This window comes from Haloarcula sp. H-hyl6, assembly GCF_056934455.1.
The window spans coordinates 506,910-528,259 of record NZ_JBRIIK010000001.1 but is presented as its reverse complement, the minus strand read 5'-3'; the positions used below and the strand labels follow the sequence as shown (position 1 = coordinate 528,259).

The following is a 21,350-nucleotide window of genomic DNA, read 5'->3' as shown; positions in this document are numbered from 1 at the left end:
AACCCACCGGATACCGCCCGCAGGCACCGTCACGCCCCGGCTTCGTCGGCTTCGGCGCTCTCGCTTTCGTCCCCTCCGTTCTGGGGGTCTAGCTCCGGGACGAAGTCGGGTCGCTCCCCGTCTTCGAGGCCGACCGCTCTGAGTCGGTCCCGGTACTCCTCGGCCCGGAACTTGTCGGACAGTCGCGCGTTCGCAACGGTGAAAAAGAGCACCAACGCGATGCCGACGAACGCCAGTCCCGCGACGAACAGCGCGACGACGTTCGTCCCCGGGCCGCCGAGGACGCCCGCCACGGCGAGGACGCCGCCGCCCATGAGCGCGAGGCCGGCGAGCAGTTGGGCCCCCGCGATGACCTGTAGCATCCGGTTGCCCAACTCCCCGCCGCCTTCGGGCACTGCTTCGGGTTGGGGGAGCGGGTTGTCCGGCACCGACTCCGGCGGGTCGTAGGAGTCCATCGAGCAGAGCGCGACGGTCGGTTTGACGTCCCGGAGGACGGTCCCCTCACCCTCGACGCTCCCGTCGGGGTAGACGACGGCGTAGCCCTCGTCGGAGTACGCCAGCACCCGCGGGGGAGTCCGGTGTCGCTCGATGCGGGCGAACACGTCCCGGGTCGCCACCCGGTTGCGGAGGTCCCGAGCCACCCGGTCCAGCAGTTCCTCGCCCGTAATCCACGAGTCCTCGTCGAAGGCGACCTCCCACTCCTCGGCGGTCATCTCGGCCATGTCCGCCGGTCCGAAGTTGTCGAAGTCGTACTTCTCCTCTACCTGCTCGCGGAGGGCCTCGGTGTCGAGGTCGTCCGTCTCCACTCCCTCGCTCGCCGCCTGTGCCGGTCGAGACCGCTCGGGGTCCGACGCGTCCTCGCGGGCGTCCGCCTCGGGCGACGTCGAGTCGGAGTCTGCCATTGGGGACAGATAGGGATTCCTCCGACTTACACCTTCTGACCTTCCGTATCCGGCACGTTTTAGCGCGTCGTGTCCTAACGACCGGCTATGGTGTCGGAGGGCGTCGTGGCCACTGTCGCGCTCGTGTCGGTGACGCTGAGTTTTCCCTGTTTCGTCTACGGCGCGTACTACATCATCGAGACGGAACCCGTCACGTGGGGGGTCCTGATGCACCACCTGAAGTTCGTGGTCACGGGACTGGTCCTGACGACGGTGCCGATGCTGCTTTGGATGGCACCCCGGTTGCCCGAGCAGTTGGGCGGCCTCTCGGCGGTCCACGCGTACCTCGGCCTACAGGCGTACGCACTCCTCCTGTTCGGGGGGACCGGTATCGTGCGAATCTTCCGCGCGAAGCGGCGACACGACCTGTACAACGACTACGACGAGGACGTGCTGATAGACGAAATCGGCGGCGAGCGGATGGGCCACTGGCGCTCCCGCCTGCGCATCGGCGTGTTCGGTTACGTAATCTTCTGGATGCTCGCCTACGTCGTCGGTGCGGCCCGCTACGTCCTTCGGTACGTGGTCTGACGGGCCGGCGGAACCTGCGCGACGACCGGTCGACGATAGATTGACAACGAGATGCCACGAAACTGTCGATGAAGGGCCATGTACGAGCGCATTCTCTTTCCGACCGACGGGAGTCCCGGTGCCGAGGCGGCGATGAACCAGACGATAGACCTCGCGTCGCTGTGCGGAGCGACGGTCCACGTGCTCTACGTCGCAGACAGCGAGCACGAGGCGTCGCATCTGGTGATGCACGACGACGACACCGGGTCCTCCGGGATGGTCAAACCCGACGAGATAGAGCGCGAATCGGGGATGACCGAGACGGGGAGCGACAGGATGCGAGAACTGGAAGCGGCGGGCGAGAACCTCGTCGAGGCCACCAGCGAGGCGTTCGCTGACCACGACGTCGAGACGGTGACGGCGGTCCGCCGCGGCAATCCGTACCGGGCCATCCTCGACTACGCCGAGGAGGCGGACGTAGACGCCATCGTGATGCCCACCCACGGCCGACGCGGCATCGACCGCTTCCTGCTCGGTAGCGTCACCGAGAAGGTCGTCCGGAGCGCCGACGTCCCCGTGTTGACCGTCCGCCTCGAAGTGGAGTCGTAGCTCCCGCGGTCCGTCCGCTCAGTCCCACGCCTCGCCGGAGGCGAGGTCGACGTCGCTGTCGCCCTTCTCGGAGGGGCAGATGTCGGCCAGCACGCACTCGCCGCACTCGGCGGTGCGAGCGCCGCACACCGCTCGTCCGTGGTCGATGAGCAGGTGGGTGAACTGCTGCCACTCGGGTTCGGGCACCACGTCCAGCAGGTCCGTTTCGATGGCCTCCGGGCGCTCCGCCTCGGTGAGACCGAGACGCCGTGAGAGGCGCTGGACGTGCGTGTCGACGACGATACCCTCGACGACGTCGTGACCGTGTTGGAGGACGACGTTGGCCGTCTTCCGCCCGACGCCGGGGAGGTCGGTCAGGGCCGACATCTCGTCGGGCACCTCGCCGCCGTGTTCCGCGACGAGTTTCTCGCCGATGCCCTTGAGGTAGCCGCCCTTGTTGTTGTGGAAGGTGATGCCGTAGATGTCGTCGGCGAGTTCGTCTTCGCTGGCCTCCGCGTAGTCGGCCGCAGTCTGGTACTTCTCGAAGAGGTCCTGTGTCACCTCGTTCACTCGCTCGTCGGTACACTGCGCCGAGAGGACGACGGCGACCAGTAGTTCCAGCCGGTTCGAGTAGTTCAGCGAGATGGTCGAGTCCGGATACTCCTCGTGCAGTCGCTCGACGACTTCCTCGGCCTGCGCCTCGCGACTCGCCAGCGGTGTTCCCATGGCTCTACGACGGGGCGGCCCACTCTTTGCGCTATCGCTCCCGGCAGGTGGGTGTGCGGTTCCGTGTCACTCAACCGAAACGTTGTTGGCCGGCACCTCCGATTGGGGCGTATGCCCGGCCCAGCCTTCCTCCACGGCGAGGACGTGACGCTCCACGTCGTCGAAGACGCCGACGTCGAGTTCCTCTGTGAGACCGTCAACGACCCGGCGGTCCGTGCGGGACTCGCCTTCGCCCGCCCGAAGAGCGCACAGGCAGAACGCGAGTGGGTCGACTCCGTTAGCGACCCCGACGCCGACGACGTCCACCTCCTCGTCTGCGCCGGCGGCGACCCGGTCGGCACGGTGGGGCTGGACGGCGTCGACGAACGGGCCGGCACCGGCGAACTCGGGTACTACGTCGCCGCCGACGCGTGGGGTCACGGCTACGCCACCGACGCGGCACGCACTCTCGCCGACTACGCCTTCACCGAACTTCGCCTCCACCGGATACAGGCGAAGGCCTTCGCCAGTAACGTGGGCTCGAAACGGGTCCTCGAAAAGGTCGGGTTCGAGCAAGAGGGCGTGCTTCGGGACCACTGGTACCGCGATGGCTCCCACGAGGACGTCCACGTCTACGGCCTCCTCGAACCGGAGTGGCGGGACTAGAGCGACGCGACGGCGTCTCGTACCGGGCCGACGTCCGGCGGCGCGTCCGGCGACCGTTCCGGGTCGTCGGCCCACGCGAACCGGACCCGACAGCGCCCGTCGACGAGGAACGCCGCCCGCCGAGTCGTCCCGTCGGGTCGCTGGACGCCGAACTGCGCGTCGATGCCGGCGTGGTCGACCAGCAACGGGAACGGGAGGTCGAGGTCGGCGGCGAACGCCCGGTGGTCGTCGAGGCTCCCGGGGGCGACGCCGAAGACGGCGATGGCGTCGGTCAGTGACCCCCAGTCGGTGTCACGGAGCGCTTCGAGGTAGGCGGTGCAGGCCGGCGCGAAGTCGGCCGTGTAGAACGCGACCAGCACCGGGACCTGCGACGCCGCCGCGGAGAGTCGGTACGAACCGATGCCGGCACCGGCGGTGCCGTCGAGGTCGAAGTCCGGTGCTGGGTCGCCAGCATCGAGCATACCGGCCCGACGAGCGACGACGAAAAAAGTCTACGGGCGCTCGCTAACCGGCCGACGCGACGGCCGTCGCTCGACGAGTGGATACCGGAGGAGGGATGAGGGGTCGTCGAACTCGGGGCTCAGTCGGCCATCGTCTCGTGGCCCTTGGCCGTGTCGGCGTCTTCGACCGGGGTCGCCAACTTGTAGGCCGCGTACAGGCCTAACACGACCAGTCCGAGGATGACGAGGCCGGTCCGGATGGTCGGGTCGACCATCGGCGTGGCCACGATTTCGCCCGCGTCGTTCGTCACTGGGGCCGCCCCGTAGGGCGGGCCCGCGAGCGTCTCTACGATGCCGAGCACGACGATGCCCAACAGCATCAGTCCGCCGCTCAGTGCCATTGCCGCCTTGTCGATTATGTCAGTCATGGTGTTGTCACCTCGTTAGCCGAGTATGTACCGGAGCTTCGGTCGCTTCTGGACGAACTCCAACTTCTCGATGATGGCGTCGAGGCCGTAGTACCGGCCGGCGCCGACGACTATCATCGTCGCGAACAGGAGCAGGCCCATCAGGTCACTGTTGACCAGGCCGTGCCCGAAGCCCGCGTTGCCGACCCAGAACAGGGTCATGAAGATGACCCCGCCGAAGGCCGCCAGTCGGGTCAGTGCGCCGACCATCAGCGCTAGTCCGATGAGCGTCTCGAACAGCGGGACGCCGGGCGCGATGAGCCACGCGAGGTTGTTCCCCATCCAGACCGGGATGGGACCCAGCGCGGTGCCGGTCATCTGCTGCATGTATGCGGGACCGTAGCCGAAAGCCAGCCCGTCTTCGATGAGCTTGGTCACGCCGGCGTGGAAGAACCACCATCCGGTGACCACTCTCAGGAGCGCCAGCCAGTACGCCGTCAACGGCCCGTCCAGCGCGAGTTCGAACTCGTCGGCCAGTGGGTTGGTTGCTTGGTAGGACATCGTCGTTACCTCACATGTGGATTTGTGCAGGGCTACCCCATATAAACAGACGCGAGTTCCCAAGGACTGAAAACGGTTCTGCGGGCCTGAGAATGTAGAATTGTGCATTTTCGGTGATTGCGTCCCGTTCGGTTGCGGGTTTTTATGTCGGACGCGGAGTGTCACCGGCCACCGTCCCACCGTGAGGTTCAACACACCGACTCGACTACCATCGGGAGAGATGCCACTGGAGTTGGACGGTGCGTACACGACGGCGCGCGTGATGGTCGAGGACGAGTCGCTGGTCGAGGCCGGGTGTCGCGACCAGATTCAACGGCTCGTCGACCACCCGGCGTTCACCGAACCGGTCCGCGTGATGCCCGATACGCACTGGGGTGCCGGCGCACCAATCGGCTTCACGATGCCGCTGGGCGACCGCATCGTCCCCAACGTCGTCGGCGTCGACGTCGGCTGCGGGATGGCCGCGACGAACCTCGGTCCCGAACTCCCACTCTCGGACGCCGAGCGAGAGCGACGGGTGCGCGCGGCCGTCCCGATGGGCCGGTCGGTCCACGACTACGACGACGCCCCGCACCTCGTCGAAGAGTTCCCGTTCAAGCGAGCCAACCGCGTGTTCGAGCAGTTCGACGACGCCGTCACCGAGCAGTTCGGCGAGCGTATCGACCCTATCGAGTTCGACTTCGGCGGCTACGACGGCGACTACTTCGAGGCGCTCTGTGACCGCGTCCTCGCCGACCAGCGACAGGGCATGGGCCACGTCATCAAGAGCGCGGGGACGCTCGGCGGCGGCAACCACTTCGTGGAGTTCGCACGCGCACGCGGGAACGGCGACTACTGGCTGGTCGTCCACAGCGGGTCGCGCTACCTCGGGAAGTCCGTCGCGGAGTACTGGCAGTCCAAGGCCACGGACCGGCGCACCATCGGCGGCATCCGCGAGGAGATTCCCGAGCGGTACGCCGAGTTCCTGACGTTCGACCCCGAGACGGTGAGCGACGCCGACCTCTACGAGTGGGTCACGGGCGGGAAGGGCGAGTCCCACATCCAGAAGGACCGCCTCCGCCGGGAACTCGACGGGCGCGACATCGAGGACGCCTTCGACGCGCTGGGGTCGCTCGGTCCACACGTCGGCGACGACGGCGACCGGGACACCGACCTCGACTGGCTAGAGGGGCGGGAGGCCCACGGCTACTACGTCGACATGCTGTTCGCCCAGCAGTACGCCCGTTGGAACCGCGAGTTGATGAGCGACGCCATATGCGAGGCGTTGGGCGTGGACCCGGTCGACCGGTTCCAGAGCGTCCACAACTACGTCGACTTCAGGGACCTCACCGTCCGGAAGGGGGCGACGCCCGCCCGCGAGGGTCAGCGACTCGTCGTGCCGTTCAACATGGCCGAGGGGTCGGTCCTCGCACGCGGGAAGGGCAACGAGGCCTACCATCAGACCGCACCGCACGGGGCCGGTCGGGTGATGAGTCGGAGCGAGGCCCACGACGTGGTCGACATGGACGAGTTCGCCGACGCGATGGGGGACGTCTACTCCGAGTCCGTCGTCGAGAGTGTCCGCGACGAGGCGCCCATGGCCTACAAGGACGCCGAGCGAATCGTCGCGGCGCTCGAACCCACCGCCGAGGTGGTCGAGTGGCTGGACCCGGTCCACAACCTGAAGGCCACGTCCTGACCACTCGTATTAGTCCGTCGAAAACTAATAGCCGTCTGGACTCGTGGACTCGCATATGACCATCCTCGTTGCCGTCGCGGAGGACGCGGTGTCCGACGGGGTCCTCGATGTTGCCGTCAGATTGGGCGACGCGCTCGGTGAGGAACTGTACGTCGTCCACCTACTGGACGACGAACTGGCCGACGCGGAGGCCAAACAGGTCAGAGACAGGCTCCGACGCCGACTGGCCGACGAGTCTGTGGTGGCGACGGTGGCGCTGGAACACGTCGGTCGGTCGGGGACGCGCGAGGGGACCCGCGTCGCGCACGAACTGCTGGAAGTCGCGGCCGACGTCGACATCACGCACATCGTCATGGGGCACGAGTCCAAGGGGCTCAGAGGACGGCTCGCGAACGGCAACGCGGCCTTCTCCGTCGTCGACGCGGCGTCGGTGCCGGTCACCATCGTTCCGGACAGTGCGGACTGAGTCGCCTCAGCGCTCCCGTTCGGCGATGGCGTCCGCGAGTCGGTCGAGTCCCAGCGTCGCCACGAAGAAGGCGGCGGCGACGTACAGGAACGTCCACGGGTCTGCGGCGAATCGGCTGAGGACGCTGTTCCCGTACCCGACGAGCGTGGTGACGAACCCGAGCGCAGAGGTGGTCCATCCGATGCCCGTGAGGCCGGCGAGTTGGTCCAGCGCGTCCTCGCTGAGCGGCGGTCGTTTCGGCACGTCCATGCGGCGGTAGGCCCACCCTTCCGTCATAGGCTTTCCCGTTCTGGCGACGACGTGGCTCCCAACCGACGGTCTCTGGTACGTATCCGACACCGAGTGGGACGCGTTAGAGGCCCAACTCGCGACCGAGGACCAGTCGCTGAATCTCGCTCGTCCCCTCGCCAATCTCCATCAGTTTGGCGTCGCGGTAGAACCGCTGGGGCGCGAAGTCGGTGGTGTAGCCGTACCCGCCGAGGACTTGGACGGCGTCCTCCGCGACTTCCCGGCAGATTTCGCTCGCGTCGAGTTTCGCCAGCGAGGAGATGCGCGTGGTGTCCTCCCCGTTGTCGTACATCGTCGCGGCCTTGTGGGTCAGCAGGCGAGCGCGCTCTATCTTGCGGTCCATCTCGACTATCTTGTCGCGCACGGCGTCGAACTTCGAGATGGGCTGGTCGAACTGCTCGCGTTCCGTCGCGTAGGACTTCGCGGCCTCGTAGGCACCCTGTGCCAGCCCCACCGACAGCCCGGCGATGGAGATGCGCCCGCCGTTGAGCGTCTTGAGGGTCTGGTTCCAGCCCTCGCCCTCCGCGCCGAGCAGGCGGTCCTCGGGAATCCGGCAGTCGTCGAACAGCAGTTCGCAGGTGGGCGAGGCGTTCAGCCCCATCTTGTCCCAGACCGTCGTGACCTCCCAGCCGTCGTCCTCGGGGCCGACGACGAACGTCGAGATGCCGTCGTACCCGGCGCCGGGGTCGGTGACGGCCTTCACGAGAATCGACCCGGCGACGGAGGCGTTGGTGATGAACTGCTTGGTGCCGTTCAGCACCCACTCGTCGCCCTCTTTCTCGGCCATCGTGTCCATGTCGCTGGCGTCGCTCCCGCTCCCGGGTTCGGTCAGCGCCCACGACCCCAGGTGGTCCCCCCTCGCCAGCGGTTCGAGCCATCGCTCCTTCTGAGCGTCGGTGCCGAACAGTTCGATGGGCTTCGACCCCAGCGAGACGTGAGCGGCGTACGAGAGGCCGACAGAACCGGAGACTCGGCCCAGTTCCTCACAGACCAGCGCGTACATCAACTGGTCGCCGCCCAGACCGCCCCACTCCTCGGAGATGGGGACGCCCATCACGTCCAGTTCCGCGAGTTCGTCGAACACCTCGGCGGGGAAGCGGTGTTCGTCCTCGATGTCTTGGGCGATGGGGGCTATCTCCTCGTCGCAGAACTCCCGTACCGAGTCCCGAATCATCCGATGCTCCGCTGGGAGGGTGAAGTCCATGCCCCGGGCTACGGGTTCTGCCATCAAATACCATGGGGGACACAAGCCCTATCCGCCCGCCTCGCCTCCGTCCCGACGATGGCGTTCCGACGACTTCTGCGGGGGACCGTCCCGTGGGACCAACTGGAGGGCGTGGCCCGTGCGGTCCTCGACCGGTACGACGAGCCGTCCGGCCGAGTGACGTTTCTGGAGGCGGACAACTGGCTCTCGACGCCGTTCGTCGTCTCGGACCGCTGGTTCGTCAAGGTCATCACCCAGCAGAACTCGCTGGTCCACGCGCTCCTGACGACGGGCCGCAACCTCGGGGCGTTCTCCGCCGGCACCGAGGGGTTCTTCGAACACTTCGGGACGCCGGCCCAGATGGCCGAACACGAACTCGAAGCGACCGAGCGGATGCGGGAACTGGGCGTGAACGCGCCCGAACCCATCGAAGCCTTCGAATACGAGGGGATGGGCGTCCTCGTCTTCGAGTACCTGCGGGAGTTCGAGACGCTGGACGACCTGTCGACCGAGGCCGTCGACCGGCACGCGCCGACGGTGTTCGACTACCTCCACCGGATGCACGAGGACGGTCTCGCACACGGCGACTTCCGGTGTGAGAACGTCCTCGTCGCCGACGACGCCCTCTACTTCATCGACGCGACCAGCGTCCGCGAGGCGGCCATCGACGACGCACGCGCCTACGACCTCGCCTGCGCGCTGGGGGCGCTGGAACCGCTGGTCGGCGCCCGCCGGGCCGTCGCGGCCGCGGCGCAGTACTACAGTGTCGACGAACTGCTGGCCGCCGAGGAGTTCCTCGACTTCGTCAACATCCGGCCGGACCACGACTTCGACGCGGCGGCCATCCGCGGCGCGGTGGAACAGCGCGCCAGTTGAGAGACGAACACCTCACGGACGGCGTGGGCGTCGGCACCCACGCCAGCGGTCAGTCCGGCACCGGCGTCGACCGACTGCGGGCCGTGACGCCGATGCCCGCGAGGACGACGACGCCGCCCGCGAGCGTCCACGGGCCGGGCACCTCGGCGAGCAAGAGCAGTGCCAAGAGGGCGCTGCCGATGGGTTCGCCGAGCAGCGAGACGCTCACGAGACTGGACTCGACGTGGCCGAGCGACCAGTTCAGCACCGTGTGACCGAACACGCCCGGCCCGACGGCCATGAGCAGGAACAAGAGCCACTCTCGCGGCGGCCAGTCGAAGACCGGGTGCCCGCTCCCGACGACGAAGACGAGCAAGCAGGCTCCCGCGACGGCGTAGACGACGGTGACGTACGGGAGCAGGGGGAACCGCTGGCGGAGCGACCGGCCGGCCAGCACGTACGCGGCGGCCATCACGCCACCCACCAGCGCCAGCGCGTTGCCGTACAGCGGGTTCGGGCCGACGCCGCCCCCGCCCAGCAGTTCGCCGAGCGACATCACCGCGATGCCGCCGACGGCGACGAGGATGCCGGCGGCCGTCCCGATGGTGACGCGTTCGTCGAGGAGCGCCCACGCCCCGACGGCGACGAACAGCGGTTGTGACTGCACGAGCGTCACGGACGCCGCGACGCTGGTCCACGCGAGGCTCTCGAACCACGCCGCGAAGTGCACCGCGAGAGCGACGCCGGTAGCGGCGGCCGCTACCACGTCGCGGGGCGCCAACCGCGAGAAGGCACCGGGGTCGTGCCACACCGCCAGCGGTGCGACGATGAGCGTCGTCAGGACGACTCGGTGGAGGGCCGCGACGCTCGCGGGCGCGTCGCTCGCCCGGACCAGAATCGCGCTGGTGCTGACCGCGAGGACGGCGACGACGAGGGCGATTCGGGGGTCTATCTCCGGGTCGCTCACTCGGCGTCGTCCGGGGTGTCGAAGTCGTGGAAGTGCTCACCCTCCTCCTTCGAGAGAATATCGAGCGCGGCGGCACCGCCGTCGCCCGCCGAGATGATGGCCTGCCACTCCTGGTCTCGGACCATCGCTCCGGTCGCGTAGGCGTCCTCGACGCTGGTCTCCATCGAGACGGTCACGTCCACGACGTCGCCGTCGAAGTCACAGCCCAGTTCCTCCGCCAGCGAGCGGTCGGTCCCGGTCGCGAGGACGAGATACGTCCCCTTGGCCTCGCCGTCCTCGGTGGTGACGACGAACCCGTCGTCGGCCGCCTCGACGGCTGTGACCTCCTGCTGGTGAATCGCGGCATCGAAGCTCTCGACCTGTTCGCGAGCGTCTTCGAGGAACGCCTCGCCGTCCCTCGACTCGATGCCGAGGTAGTTGAACAGGTGCGCGCTGTGGAGCCATGTCTCGTCGGTGTCGTAGACCACCGTGTCGAGGCCGTTCTTGGCTGTGAACAGTGCGGCGCTCAGGCCGGCGGGACCCCCGCCGACGACCAGTACGTCCGTCATGGGTGGCAATGGGTCACAGGGCTGGATAAATGTACGCCCGTGGATGGTCGGGGTGTCCACGGACGGACGCTACAAACGCCGTCGAACCTATCTGAAGGCTTATTCTCGAACTGTGCGACAGTCCAGCCGTGAACCGACGACACTACCTCGCCGCCATCGGCGGCGGGCTAGCGGCGCTGGTCGGTGCCACCGCCGTCGCGGACGCGACCAGAGCGGACATCGCCGCGGACGGGGCCCTCCACCGCCCAAGCGGTGCCCCGGTCGAGACGACGGCGGCCGTCGACCGCGACGCGGTCACGTACCTCCCCGACCGAGACGCCGTGCGCGAGGACGGCGAGGCGCGACCGTTCGACGAGTGGGTCCGATGGACGGCGTTCGAACACGCCGCCGAGACGGTCCTCTCCGTCGTCGAGGACAGACTGGGCGAACCTGACCCCGGTCTCGGACGGGGGATACGGAGCCTCGCGTTCGGCCTCGTGGTCACCGTCGACTACGGGGTCACCCGGAATCGAGACGGTGAGGTCGTGAGCGAACCGACGGTCCCGCTCGACCGGGTGCTGTCGGTGGCACCCCGGACGATGACCGTGACCGTCGACCTCGACGGCCGGTCGGCAGTTCGGGAGGTCCCCGTGGCCGTCGAGGAGACAGAGACGCAGTACCTGGACGGTTAGGCTTCGAGCAACGCCCTCGTCTCGCGGTGGCGGTACCGGAACATCGGTTCCATCCCGAGGAAGCCGAGGGGACCGACCGCCCGCCCCACCGGACCGCCGGGGAGTTCGTACTCCACCCGGTCGTGGACGATAGTGGCGTCGTCGCCGTCCGCCCGGAACCGGTGGGTGTGTTCCCACTCCGGGAACGGTCCCTCGACCATCACGTCGCGGAACATGGCCTCGTCCTCGCTCTCCTCGCGAGCGACGATTTCCGAGACCCACCGCTGTCTCGGTGCGACGCCGAACGGTTTGACCGAGGAGACGACGACCGACCCCGGCTCCAGGACCTCGGGGTCTGGCTCTCCGTCCGGACCGCGCGTCTCCTCTACCCGAAGGTTCATCCAGTCTGGCGTCAGGGCGACGAGACCGTCGGCCGTCGAGTGGAACTCCCACACCTCGGACAGCGGTGCCGACACGCGGACCTCGCGTTCGAAGACGGGCATAGTCGACGTTGGGGCGTCAGGGGGAAAACTGCGGCGGTGCCTGCGAGACCACGGCGGGACGCCCGCTCAGGGCCAGATGCCGGCTTCCTCGGCGGCGTCGACGACCCGCTCGATGGCGACGACGTACATCGCGGTCCGGAAGTCCTCGGTCTCGGTGCGCTCGTAGGTGTCGACGAGGTCGTCGAACGCCGTCGTGATGACCCGTTCGAGTTCGTCGTTGACGCGCTGTTCGTCCCAGTAGAACCGCTGGCGGTTCTGGACCCACTCGAAGTACGACACCGTCACGCCGCCGGCGTTCGCGAGGATGTCGGGGAAGACGGCGACGTCTCGGTCACGTAACACGTCGTCGGCGCGCGGCGTCAGCGGCCCGTTGGCCGCCTCGACGATGATGTCGGCCTGCACGTCGCTGGCGACGTCGCCGTCGATGGCGTTCTCCAGCGCCGCCGGGATGAGCAGGTCGACGTCCATCGTCAGGAGGTCCTCGTTGCTCATCTCCTCGGTGGCGCCCTCGAACCCGGCGAGGGAGCCAGTCTCGTTCTTGTGAGCCTTCGCCTCCCGGGCGTCGAACCCGTCGGGGTTGTAGACGGCGCCGGAGGAGTCCGAGGCGGCGACGACGTGCGCGCCCAAATCGTCGATGAGTTTCGCGGCGACAGAGCCGGCGTTGCCGTACCCCTGCACGGCGACGGTGGCGTCCTCGATGTCCTTCCCGAGGTACTCGAACGCCTCGCGGGTCGTGAGCATTACCGACCGACCCGTCGCCTCGACGCGGCCGGCGCTCCCGCCGGATTCCGGCGCTTTCCCGGTGATGACGCCGGGTTCTGTCGTGTTCTCCAGCGTCTCGTAGGTGTCCTTTATCCAGTTCATCTCACGCTGGCCGGTGTTGACGTCCGGCGCGGGGATGTCCCGGTCCTCGCCGATGAACGGCCGGAGTTCCTTGGCGAACGACCGCGTGATGCGTTCGACCTCTCCGTCGGAGTACTCGCGCGGGTCGAACTTGATGCCGCCCTTCCCGCCGCCGTAGGGGATGTTGACGGCGGCACACTTGTACACCATCCACCCGGAGAGGGCCTTCACCTCGTCGCGGGACACCTGCGGGTGATAGCGGATGCCGCCCTTGTACGGGCCGCGGTCGCCGTTGAACTGCGAGCGGAAGGCTTGGAACACTTCGACGCTCCCGTCGTCCATCTCGACGGAGAGGGTCGTTTCGAGGACGCGTTCGGGGTGTTTCAGGCGTTCGAGAACGTCGGTGGAGTACTCGAGGTAGGCGGCGGCGTCGTCGATTTGCTCCTGGAGGCTCTCGAACGGGTTCACCTCGGTAGACATACACAAACAGTCGCCGACTGGAGACAAAAGGGTGCCGCCGGCCATGGTCGTCCGATACCGTCGTGCGTATCGCTACAACGTGCGTCCGACAGGAGTTACCCCCCGTCGAGACCCGCGCGTTCCAGCACTCGCTCGGCCTGACGAATCTGCGGGGCGTCTATCATCTCGTCGTCGACGACGAAGACGCCGCCCTCGGCCTCCTCTTGGGCCCGGAGAATCTTCTCGGCCCACTCGACTCGCTCGCGGTCCGGCGTGAACACGTCGTTGATGACCGTCGCCTGCGCCGGGTGGATGGCGAGTTTGCCGTCGTACCCCAACTGGAGCGCCCGTCGCGCGTCACGGCGGAGGCCGGCGTCGTCGGTGAAGTTGGGGAAGTGGGTGTCGATTGGCGTCACGTCGGCGGCGCGGGCGGCGAGGACCACGTGTTGGCGGGCGTGTTCGACCTCTCGGCCCTCCTCGCTGCGGGTCGCGCCGACGTCGCCGGCGAGGTCCTCGGCCCCGAAGACGAGGGCGTCCGTAGCGTCCGCCGCGGCGATGCCTTCGGCGTGCAACACGCCGGCCGCCGACTCGACCAAGGCCAGTATCGGGCAGTCCACGCCGGCGTCCGCGAGCATCTCGGTCAGCAACCGGACGTCCTCGCCGTCGCGCGTCTTCGGGAGCATCACGCTGTCCGGTGTCGGACCACCCAAGGCCACGGCGACGTCGTCGGCCGCGCCCTCGCCGACGGCGTTGACCCGGACACAGACTTCACAGTCTGTCGGACGGACCTCGCCCAGAGCGTCCCTGACCGCCTCGCGCGCCGCGGGCTTGGCCGAGGGGACGACGGCGTCTTCGAGGTCGAAGACCACCACGTCGGCGTCGCTTCGGGGTGCCTTGCGGAGTTTGTCCGGTTCGTCGCCGGGGGAGAACAGGATGCTTCTGCGGGGCATACGCTCCCGTTTGCGTCCCCGGTCCGTAAGTGTCGGCGCTCGCCCCCACGGCTAAGAGGGGGGCGGGCCTTCACCCGCTATGAGCGGCCTGTACTACGAGGAGTTCACCGAAGGAGAGACCATCGAACACGAGAAGCGCCGGACGGTAAGCGAGAGCGACAACCAGCGGTTCTGCGACCTGACGATGAACCAGCAACCGCTCCATCTGGACGCCGAGTTCGCCGCGGAGACGCAGTTCGGCGAGCGCCTCGTCAACGGTCTCTACACGATGTCGCTGGCCGTCGGCCTGACCATACCCGACACGACGGACGGCACCATCGTCGCCAACCTCTCGTACGACGACGTGGAGCACCCCGAACCGGTGTTCCACGGCGACACCATCCGCGCGGAGTCCACCGTCACGAACAAGCGACTGACGAGCGGCGGGGACCGCGGTGTCGTCACGATGCGCGTCGACGTCTACAAGCAGGACGACACGCTCGTCTGCTCGTTCGAGCGGACTGCGCTGGTCGAACGGGCCGAAGAGTGACCACGACCGGCCCCGACGGCGACAGGGTGACGCGGTTCGCTATCGCGCTCGTCGGGACCGCCGGGGCACTCGTCGGGGTGTCGCTGGTGACCGGCCTCAGCATGGTGGCGCTGGCACCGATATACATGTTCACGCCGATGGTGGCCGCCCTCGCCGCCACGCTCACGACCGGCGTCTCCCCGAGGGCGGTCGGTCTGCGACTCGGGCGGCCCCGATGGCTCGCCGTCGCGGTACTGTTGGCGCTTCCCCTCGTCGGCCTGACGCTGGTGCTCTCGGTCGCCGTCCCGGGTATCGCGTTCGACCCGAGTGCGGACCCGGTTCCCGGAATCCCGCTTCCCGGCGGCGTCGTGGGAGTACTCGCCACGTTCGCCCTCGTCCTCGCACTCGGGACCACGGTCAACGCCGTGTTCGCCTTCGGGGAGGAGTTCGGCTGGCGGGGGTACCTCCTCTGGGAACTCGCACCGCTGGGCTTCTGGCGGGCGTCGGCCGCCATCGGAGCGCTCTGGGGTCTCTGGCACGCACCGATAATCCTCGAGGGCTACAACTTCCCCTCGTTCCCCCTCGTCGGGGTCGGTCTGATGGTGGTCGCCTGCGTGGCGTTCTCGCCGCTGTACACCTACGTCGTCCTGCACGCCGAGTCCGTGCTGGCGGCGGCGCTGTTCCACGGCGTGTTCAACGGCTCTGCGGGGTTCGTGGTCGTCTACGCCGTCGCGGAGCGACCGGCGCTCGACGAACTCGTCGCCAGTCCGGTTGGTCTCGCGGGTGCGCTGGCGTTCGGACTCGCGACGGCGGCACTCGCGGTCCGGGGGACGCCGGACCTCACCCGTCAGACCCTCGGAAGCGAGTGAGCGAGTCCGAGCGGTTTTCTCTCCGGCGGCCCTCGGGTGGGTATGGCCGCCGCAGGCGCTTCCGAACTCGCGGAGAGGCTGGACGCGGATGCCGTCGCCCGCGTCGGTCTCGGCGCGATGCTCGTACTCGCTGGCGTCCACAAACTGCTCGCACCGGACGCGTGGGCGGCGTACGTCGTGGACTGGCTAGCTCCGTTGCTCCTCGTCACGCCGGTTCAGTTCATGCTGGTCAACGGCGTCCTCGAAATCGGGTTCGGTGCGATGTTGGTCGCGGACCGCTACACGACGATTTCGGCGGGGGTGGCGGCCGTCTCGCTGGCCGCGACGACGGCGTACCTCGCCCTCGTCGGCATCACGAACGGTGGTCTGTTCGTCGACGTGATGGTACGGGACGTCGGCCTGACGGCGCTGGCGACGGCGGTGTTGGTTCGGTCACTGTCGCCGTCGTCGTGAGGCGGCGATGTGGATACTGACGGGAGGTATATATGGTAGAAAAGCCAACAAGAGCCATGGCGCTCAGTGCCAGAAACAACCTGCGCGGAACCGTGGCCGCCGTCGAGATGGACGGCGTGATGGCCGAAATCGTCCTCGAACTCGACGACGGACAGACGGTGACGTCGACCATCACTCGCGCCTCCGCGGAGCGACTCGACCTCGTTCCCGGCGACGAGGTCAGCGCCGTCGTCAAGGCCAGCGACGTGATGATAGCGACCGACTGACGCTCACAGAACCGTGCCGTGCTTCTTGTCGGGACGGTCTTTCTCGACAGTCTCGTACATCTCGAAGCGGGCGGCCAGTTCCGCCCGCAGGTCGCTCGGCGGGACGATTTCGTCGATGACCACTTCGCTCGCCATCCGGTGGGCGTCGATGTCGCGCCGGTACTCCTCGCGGAGTTCTCGCTCTCGTTCCGCCCGCTCCTCGGGGTCGTCGATGGCGTCGAGCTTGTTCGCGTAGACGGCGTTGATGGCGGCTTCCGGCCCCATGATGGCTATCTCCCCGCTCGGCAAGGCCAGCGTCGACTCGGGGTCGTAGGCCGGACCGGACATCGCGTAGATGCCCGCACCGTACGCCTTGCGGACGACGACACACTGCTTCGGGACGGTGGCCGAGGAGGTGGCGTAAATCATCTTCTTGCCCGCTTCGAGGATGCCCTCTTTCTCGACGCCGGACCCGGCCATGAACCCCGGCGTGTCACAGAGGTACAGCAGCGGGACGTTGTAGGCGTCGCACTTCCAGACGAACTCGGCGGCCTTGCGGGCCGCGTCGGGGAAGATGGCCCCCGCGCGCTGGGCGGGCTGGTTGGCGACGATACCGACGGAGCGGCCGTCGACGCGGGCGAACCCGGTCAGAATCTCCTTGCCGTACTCCGGTTGTAACTCGAAGAACGAGTCGCCGTCGACCACTCGCTCGATGACTCGGTGCATGTCGTAGCCCTTGTTCGGTTCCTCGGGGACGACGCCGTCGAGTCCGTCGGGGGACTTCGCCGGCGCGACGGCGTCCTGTCTCGGCGGCTTCTCGTCGGCGTTGTCCGGCAGGTACGTTATCAGGTCGGCGACGAGTTCCCGGGCGTGTTCCTCGTCGTCGGCCACGAGGTCCGCGCTCCCGGAGTGTCTGGCGTGAACGTCCGGGCCGCCCAGCGTCTCGAGGTCGATTTCCTCGCCGGTGACCATCTTGACCATGCGGGGCGAGGCGATGGCCAGTGCGCTCATCCCCCGGACCATCACGGTGAAGTCGGAGAAGACGGGCGTGTAGGCCGCGCCGGCGATGCAGGGTCCGTACAGCACGCAGATTTGCGGGACTGCGCCGGAGAGGATGGAGTGATTGAAGTAGAACTTTCCGATACCCTCCCTGTTGGCGAAGAAGCCCGTCTGTTGGTCGATGCGGCCGCCCGAGGAGTCGACCAGATAGAGCGCGGGTCGACCGGTCTTCAGGGCGCGCTGCTGGAGGCGGAGGAACTTCTCGACGCCGCGTTCGGCCATCGACCCGGCCTTGACGGTGAAGTCGTTGGCGGCGACGTGGACCTTGCGGCCGTCGAACGTCGCCGCACCAGTGAGCATCCCGTCGGCGGGGAGGCGAGTGTTCTCGTCGTACTCGTCGACCTCGGGGCTGTCGGCGTGCCAGCTATCGAAGTTGGCGAACCGGCCGTCCTCGAAGTCCAGTCCGTCCTCGCCGAACCAGAGTTCCAGTCGGTCGCGGACGAACAGTTTCCCCTGCTCTGCGAGGCGTTCGCGGTACTTCTCCGGCCCGCCGCGCTCGATGTCGGCTATCTCCTCGCGGAGGCGCTCCTCACGGTCGGTCGGTCCGAGGTCCATCTCGCGCTCGCCAGTGGCGGTGTCGGATTCGTCGTCGGTTTCGAGGACTTCCTCGACGAACGTCGGTTCGTCTCCGTCACCGACGTACACTTCTACTGTCTCTCCGACGTGTTCGGCGACGGCGGCGGCGATTGCCGACGCCTCGTCACGGCTCGCGTCCGCGGCGATACGAACCTTCATACCATGGCCCACGACCCCCGGGGTCACAATCGTTGCCCCGCTGACCCCCTCGATTATCATCGCTCGTAATGCCGCCGGGTCATTGATAACCGGTCGCGCGGAACTCCGGGCAATGAGCGGTGTCGACGCGCGAGCCACCGGGTCCAGGACGAGCCGGCGACGCCGTCGGGTACTCGCGGTGACGTTGCTCGGTGTCCTCGCAGTCCTCGCAACCGGTCCCGTCGGGGCCGCGGACACCGACCCGCCGGAGTGGGGGGACGCGACGAAGGTGAACGCGACGACTATCGAGGTGACCGTCTACGACGACGGCACTCTCGACACCGACAGCATCGGCGCCGACGACTTCGTCCTGACCGAGGGCGTCGTCGAGAACGTCTCGGTTCAGTCGCTGTCGCCCGACGGCGAGAACCGAACCGGTGCCCGCGTCACCCTGTCTCTGGACGGCAGAGTGGACAGCGACACCGTCACCGTCGGCCTCCGAAGCGGGGCCGCAATCACCGACGCCGCCGGCAACGAACTCACCGACGGCACGGTGTCGGTCTCCGGGATGGACACGGTCACGCCGCGCTATCGGTCCTTCGAGTTGCGCCGCGTGAACGAGTCGACGGTCGAGATACGCGCCGAGACGCACGAACCGCTGGACGGCCTCCGGGTCAGCATCGGCGGACCGACCACCGACACGCTGAACCGCTCGAACTTCACCGAATCGGTGGACGGCACCGCCGTATACACCGCTCGGTACACCTTCCCGGAGGAGGGCAGGTACTCGATTCTCTGGATGCGGGCGACCGACCGGCACGGCAACAGCATCCGGTTGGGTCGACTCAAGCAGTTCCGCTACGACGGGTCCGCGCCCAACGTCACCCTCACCGGGCCGGGCAACGCCACCGTCGGCGTCCCGGTGAACTTCAGCGCGGCCAACTCCACGGACGACCAGCGAATCGAGGACTACCGCTGGCGCGTCGACGACGGGACCATCATCCCCGGCGCGTCGGTTCGCGTCGCCTTCGCGACGCCGGGCACCCACGAGATAGCCGTCGAGGTGACCGACCCGTTCGGCAACGCGGCCGTCGCCCGCCACACGGTGACGGTCACCACGGCGAACGGGAGTTCGGGGGCCGTCGACGTCACCCGCCACGGCCGGACCCGCGCGACGGCGGCAGTGGACGGAACGGGGTTCGCACAGCGCATCGGCGACGGCCGGGAACCGCTCGTCGCGGGGTCGAACGCGTCGCTCCTGCGCGTCACGGCCGCGTTCCCCGCCGACGAAACCGTCCCGGTCACGATGCGGGCACGGAACGGGACGCCCTCGCTCGGGACGGCGACGGGGGCCACCGGACTGGCGCTGTTCGAACTCGACCACGACGGTGTCCCCGCGGAGCACGCGACCCTTCGGTTCGCCGTGGAACAGAGCGCCCTCGACCGGCAGGGCGTCGGCCCGGACGCGGTCACGCTGTACCGCGAGGACGGCGGGTGGACCGCGCTGGAGACGGCCGTCGTCGCGAGCAACCGGTCGCGGGTCGTCTACCGCGCCACCTCGCCGGGCCTCTCGCGGTTCGCGGTGGGCGTGGGCGACGACGCTGACGCGGAGACGGCGACTGCGACGGACGAGCCGGACGGCGACGGCGGGGACGACAGCGAGCAGACCGAGGCGACGGCGACCCCGACGGCAACGCCCGCAGAGAGCGGGACGCCCGACATCCGCGTGACGAACGTCACCGTCGACCCGGCGAACGTCTCTGTGGGGGACCAAGCGGTCCTCACCGTCGAACTCCGGAACCGGGGGACCGCGACGGGCGACTACCTCGTCGCCGTCTTCCTCGACGACACCACGCTCGCTAGCCGCGAGGTGACGGTCCCGGCGGGCGAGACGCGCACGGCGGAGTTCGCCAGAGAACTGCCGACGGCCGGGCCACTCGAAGTGGGCGGTCGCAGAGTCGCGAACGTCGGCAAGGGCGGTGGCGGCCTCTCGGTTCCGGGTCTGCCGACGCTCCCGTCCGTGCCGAATCCGCTGGTCCTGTGGCCGGACGGCATCGTCGGAACGATACTCGGCGCGCTGGTGGGACTCGTCGTGGTCGTCTACAGCGTGCTAAAAGCGTTGGCGATATATCTCGGTTACTGACCGACCTCGGATTCGAGGCGGTCGATGAGGTCGGCGTTGCCGAGGTGGAGCGGGGTGCGCTCGTGGAGTTCGTCCGCGTCCAAATCGAGGAGGGACTGCTCGCCGTCCGAGGAGCGGCCCCCGGCGCTCTCGATGATGTAGGCCATCGGTTGCCCCTCGAACTGGAGGCGGAGTTTCCCCTCGGGGCTGGATTCGAGCGCGGGGTAGGCGAAGATGCCGCCGTAGGTGAGCACCTGATTGATGTCGGCAATCATCGCACCGCCGTATCGGAGTTTGAGTTCGCGGCGAATCTCCTCGGCGTACGAGGTGAAGTCGTCCGTCCACGAGTCGACGCCGCCGCCGAACCCGAAGACGGTGGGGTCCTCGGGGACGGTCACGTCGTCGTCGACGAGGCGTCGCTCCTCGCCGAGGATGTACTCCCGCACGCGGTCGTCGCGGGCGACGACCATCGAGGTGACGGGGCCGTAGATGACGAACCCGGCCGCCAGCAGGTTCCGACCCGTCGTGGGCGGGCGCTCGCTGTAGACGCCGAAGATGGTGCCCATGCCGCTGTTGGGTTCGAGGTTGGAGGACCCGTCCAGCGGGTCCATGGCCACGTGGAGGCGGCCGTCGGTGGTGGTGACCTCCGAGCGCTCTTCGCTGGCGTAGGTCGCGACGCCGTCGACGCCGAGGATGCGCTCCTCGAACAGTTCGTCCGCCCGCAGGTCGGCGGCCAGTTGCTCGTCGCCGCTGGGGTTGACGGTACCGCTGTGTTCTCGCTCCGTCGCGATGGCTGTCCGAACGTCGCTCGCCGTCTCCGCGATTGTGTCGATTACCTGTGCGACCGTACGGTCGGCCTGTGAGGCCGGGGCGTCGAGTGATTTGCTCATCTATGGTGGGGCTGGGTGTCGGGGGCCGGCGGCGTTCGGGTGTGAGGGGGATGGACTCTCCGGCCTGACGCCCAGTGTGTCGTCACTCCCTGCTTCTTCCCGCCACCATAAGTATCTTGTTGCTGACATTTACTACGGAGCGAGTCAATAATTCGAACCCTGCGCTTTCAGGGGGTTTCGGCGTGGTAGTTAGTCACACGTTACGCGAAGGGTAAGGTAACTTATGGTTCTACTATCGTCGGCACACTTACACGAGGTGGG

Annotated in this window: 26 protein-coding genes; 12 read left to right on the top strand and 14 right to left on the bottom strand. The window is 67.9% G+C overall.

Features of this window, described 5'->3' with window-relative positions; genetic code table 11:
* Positions 1-29: 29 nt before the first annotated feature.
* Complete coding sequence (locus Hhyl6_RS02695; RefSeq protein ID WP_483737682.1) at positions 30-902, bottom strand: DUF7319 domain-containing protein; 873 nt, start codon at positions 900-902, stop codon at positions 30-32.
* Positions 903-989: 87 nt separating this feature from the next.
* On the opposite strand from Hhyl6_RS02695, the gene Hhyl6_RS02690 reads away from it, so the two are divergent.
* Together Hhyl6_RS02690 and Hhyl6_RS02685 are read left to right on the top strand one after the other, a co-directional pair.
* The gene (locus Hhyl6_RS02690; RefSeq protein WP_483737681.1) at positions 990-1,472 is read left to right on the top strand and encodes a DUF7321 family protein; all 483 of its coding nucleotides are present in this window, start codon (positions 990-992) and stop codon (positions 1,470-1,472) included.
* A gap of 78 nt (positions 1,473-1,550) precedes the next feature.
* Positions 1,551-2,060 (top strand): universal stress protein, encoded by a 510-nt coding sequence (locus Hhyl6_RS02685; RefSeq protein WP_483737680.1) that lies wholly within the window; start codon positions 1,551-1,553, stop codon positions 2,058-2,060.
* 18 nt (positions 2,061-2,078) lie between these two features.
* Here Hhyl6_RS02685 and nth read toward each other — a convergent pair whose 3' ends face one another.
* The gene (nth, locus tag Hhyl6_RS02680; RefSeq protein WP_483737679.1) at positions 2,079-2,765 is read right to left on the bottom strand and encodes an endonuclease III; all 687 of its coding nucleotides are present in this window, start codon (positions 2,763-2,765) and stop codon (positions 2,079-2,081) included.
* A gap of 111 nt (positions 2,766-2,876) precedes the next feature.
* Between nth and Hhyl6_RS02675 the strand changes: the two genes are divergently transcribed.
* On the top strand, positions 2,877-3,410 hold the full coding sequence (locus Hhyl6_RS02675; RefSeq protein ID WP_483737678.1) for a GNAT family N-acetyltransferase: 534 nt from the start codon (positions 2,877-2,879) through the stop codon (positions 3,408-3,410).
* Here the strand turns inward: Hhyl6_RS02675 and Hhyl6_RS02670 are convergent.
* The 3 genes from Hhyl6_RS02670 to Hhyl6_RS02660 form a co-directional block, all read right to left on the bottom strand.
* A complete protein-coding gene (locus Hhyl6_RS02670; protein ID WP_483737677.1) occupies positions 3,407-3,871 on the bottom strand; it encodes a redoxin domain-containing protein in 465 nt (154 codons plus the stop codon). The two genes, Hhyl6_RS02675 and Hhyl6_RS02670, sit on opposite strands and share 4 nt — an antisense overlap.
* A gap of 119 nt (positions 3,872-3,990) precedes the next feature.
* Positions 3,991-4,278 carry a hypothetical protein gene (locus Hhyl6_RS02665; protein ID WP_483737676.1) on the bottom strand — a complete coding sequence of 96 codons (288 nt, stop codon included), beginning with the start codon at positions 4,276-4,278 and terminating at the stop codon, positions 3,991-3,993.
* A 15-nt stretch (positions 4,279-4,293) separates the two neighbouring features.
* A complete protein-coding gene (locus Hhyl6_RS02660) occupies positions 4,294-4,818 on the bottom strand; it encodes a DoxX family protein (protein ID WP_483737675.1) in 525 nt (174 codons plus the stop codon).
* A 220-nt stretch (positions 4,819-5,038) separates the two neighbouring features.
* Between Hhyl6_RS02660 and Hhyl6_RS02655 the strand changes: the two genes are divergently transcribed.
* Together Hhyl6_RS02655 and Hhyl6_RS02650 are read left to right on the top strand one after the other, a co-directional pair.
* On the top strand, positions 5,039-6,496 hold the full coding sequence (locus Hhyl6_RS02655; RefSeq protein WP_483737674.1) for an RtcB family protein: 1,458 nt from the start codon (positions 5,039-5,041) through the stop codon (positions 6,494-6,496).
* 55 nt (positions 6,497-6,551) lie between these two features.
* Positions 6,552-6,962 (top strand): universal stress protein, encoded by a 411-nt coding sequence (locus Hhyl6_RS02650; RefSeq protein WP_483737673.1) that lies wholly within the window; start codon positions 6,552-6,554, stop codon positions 6,960-6,962.
* A 6-nt stretch (positions 6,963-6,968) separates the two neighbouring features.
* Here the strand turns inward: Hhyl6_RS02650 and Hhyl6_RS02645 are convergent, their stop codons facing one another.
* Positions 6,969-7,211 (bottom strand): hypothetical protein, encoded by a 243-nt coding sequence (locus tag Hhyl6_RS02645; protein WP_483737672.1) that lies wholly within the window; start codon positions 7,209-7,211, stop codon positions 6,969-6,971.
* Between the two features lie 103 nt (positions 7,212-7,314).
* Entirely contained in the window at positions 7,315-8,454 is a 1,140-nt protein-coding gene (locus tag Hhyl6_RS02640; RefSeq protein ID WP_483739660.1) for an acyl-CoA dehydrogenase family protein, read from the bottom strand.
* Between the two features lie 78 nt (positions 8,455-8,532).
* On the opposite strand from Hhyl6_RS02640, the gene Hhyl6_RS02635 reads away from it, so the two are divergent.
* Complete coding sequence (locus tag Hhyl6_RS02635; protein WP_483737671.1) at positions 8,533-9,330, top strand: RIO1 family regulatory kinase/ATPase domain-containing protein; 798 nt, start codon at positions 8,533-8,535, stop codon at positions 9,328-9,330.
* Between the two features lie 49 nt (positions 9,331-9,379).
* On the opposite strand, the gene Hhyl6_RS02630 is transcribed toward Hhyl6_RS02635, so the two are convergent.
* Both Hhyl6_RS02630 and Hhyl6_RS02625 read right to left on the bottom strand, forming a co-directional pair.
* A complete protein-coding gene (locus Hhyl6_RS02630; protein WP_483737670.1) occupies positions 9,380-10,276 on the bottom strand; it encodes a DMT family transporter in 897 nt (298 codons plus the stop codon).
* A complete protein-coding gene (locus tag Hhyl6_RS02625) occupies positions 10,273-10,824 on the bottom strand; it encodes an NAD(P)/FAD-dependent oxidoreductase (protein ID WP_483737669.1) in 552 nt (183 codons plus the stop codon). Before Hhyl6_RS02625 ends, Hhyl6_RS02630 begins: the two co-directional genes overlap by 4 nt.
* 128 nt (positions 10,825-10,952) lie before the next feature.
* Here Hhyl6_RS02625 and Hhyl6_RS02620 point away from each other — a divergent pair, with 128 nt between their 5' ends.
* Positions 10,953-11,495 carry a hypothetical protein gene (locus Hhyl6_RS02620; protein ID WP_483737668.1) on the top strand — a complete coding sequence of 181 codons (543 nt, stop codon included), beginning with the start codon at positions 10,953-10,955 and terminating at the stop codon, positions 11,493-11,495.
* On the opposite strand, the gene Hhyl6_RS02615 is transcribed toward Hhyl6_RS02620, so the two are convergent.
* The 3 genes from Hhyl6_RS02615 to Hhyl6_RS02605 form a co-directional block, all read right to left on the bottom strand.
* Positions 11,492-11,977 carry an SRPBCC family protein gene (locus Hhyl6_RS02615; RefSeq protein ID WP_483737667.1) on the bottom strand — a complete coding sequence of 162 codons (486 nt, stop codon included), beginning with the start codon at positions 11,975-11,977 and terminating at the stop codon, positions 11,492-11,494. The genes Hhyl6_RS02620 and Hhyl6_RS02615 overlap by 4 nt on opposite strands.
* A 66-nt stretch (positions 11,978-12,043) precedes the next feature.
* Positions 12,044-13,300, bottom strand: coding sequence for a Glu/Leu/Phe/Val family dehydrogenase (locus tag Hhyl6_RS02610; RefSeq protein ID WP_483737666.1), 1,257 nt, complete (start codon positions 13,298-13,300; stop codon positions 12,044-12,046).
* A 95-nt stretch (positions 13,301-13,395) separates the two neighbouring features.
* Entirely contained in the window at positions 13,396-14,229 is an 834-nt protein-coding gene (locus Hhyl6_RS02605) for an HpcH/HpaI aldolase/citrate lyase family protein (RefSeq protein ID WP_483737665.1), read from the bottom strand.
* Positions 14,230-14,308: 79 nt separating this feature from the next.
* Here Hhyl6_RS02605 and Hhyl6_RS02600 point away from each other — a divergent pair, with 79 nt between their 5' ends.
* Genes Hhyl6_RS02600 through Hhyl6_RS02585 form a run of 4 tightly spaced genes read left to right on the top strand, consistent with a single transcriptional unit; the run spans position 14,309 to position 16,325 of the window.
* Complete coding sequence (locus Hhyl6_RS02600) at positions 14,309-14,758, top strand: MaoC family dehydratase (RefSeq protein ID WP_483737664.1); 450 nt, start codon at positions 14,309-14,311, stop codon at positions 14,756-14,758.
* On the top strand, positions 14,755-15,606 hold the full coding sequence (locus Hhyl6_RS02595; RefSeq protein WP_483737663.1) for a CPBP family intramembrane glutamic endopeptidase: 852 nt from the start codon (positions 14,755-14,757) through the stop codon (positions 15,604-15,606). The genes Hhyl6_RS02600 and Hhyl6_RS02595 overlap by 4 nt, the downstream gene beginning before the upstream one ends.
* Positions 15,607-15,648: 42 nt before the next feature.
* Complete coding sequence (locus tag Hhyl6_RS02590) at positions 15,649-16,059, top strand: DoxX family membrane protein (RefSeq protein ID WP_483737662.1); 411 nt, start codon at positions 15,649-15,651, stop codon at positions 16,057-16,059.
* Between the two features lie 56 nt (positions 16,060-16,115).
* Positions 16,116-16,325 carry a TOBE domain-containing protein gene (locus Hhyl6_RS02585; RefSeq protein WP_483737661.1) on the top strand — a complete coding sequence of 70 codons (210 nt, stop codon included), beginning with the start codon at positions 16,116-16,118 and terminating at the stop codon, positions 16,323-16,325.
* Positions 16,326-16,328: 3 nt separating this feature from the next.
* Here Hhyl6_RS02585 and Hhyl6_RS02580 read toward each other — a convergent pair whose 3' ends face one another.
* On the bottom strand, positions 16,329-18,098 hold the full coding sequence (locus Hhyl6_RS02580; RefSeq protein ID WP_483737660.1) for an acyl-CoA carboxylase subunit beta: 1,770 nt from the start codon (positions 18,096-18,098) through the stop codon (positions 16,329-16,331).
* A gap of 112 nt (positions 18,099-18,210) precedes the next feature.
* Here Hhyl6_RS02580 and Hhyl6_RS02575 point away from each other — a divergent pair, with 112 nt between their 5' ends.
* Positions 18,211-20,220 carry a PKD domain-containing protein gene (locus Hhyl6_RS02575; RefSeq protein ID WP_483737659.1) on the top strand — a complete coding sequence of 670 codons (2,010 nt, stop codon included), beginning with the start codon at positions 18,211-18,213 and terminating at the stop codon, positions 20,218-20,220.
* Here Hhyl6_RS02575 and Hhyl6_RS02570 read toward each other — a convergent pair.
* Positions 20,214-21,089: a class 1 fructose-bisphosphatase gene (locus Hhyl6_RS02570; RefSeq protein WP_483737658.1), complete on the bottom strand. Its 876-nt coding sequence runs from the start codon at positions 21,087-21,089 to the stop codon at positions 20,214-20,216. The two genes, Hhyl6_RS02575 and Hhyl6_RS02570, sit on opposite strands and share 7 nt — an antisense overlap.
* Positions 21,090-21,350: the final 261 nt, after the last annotated feature.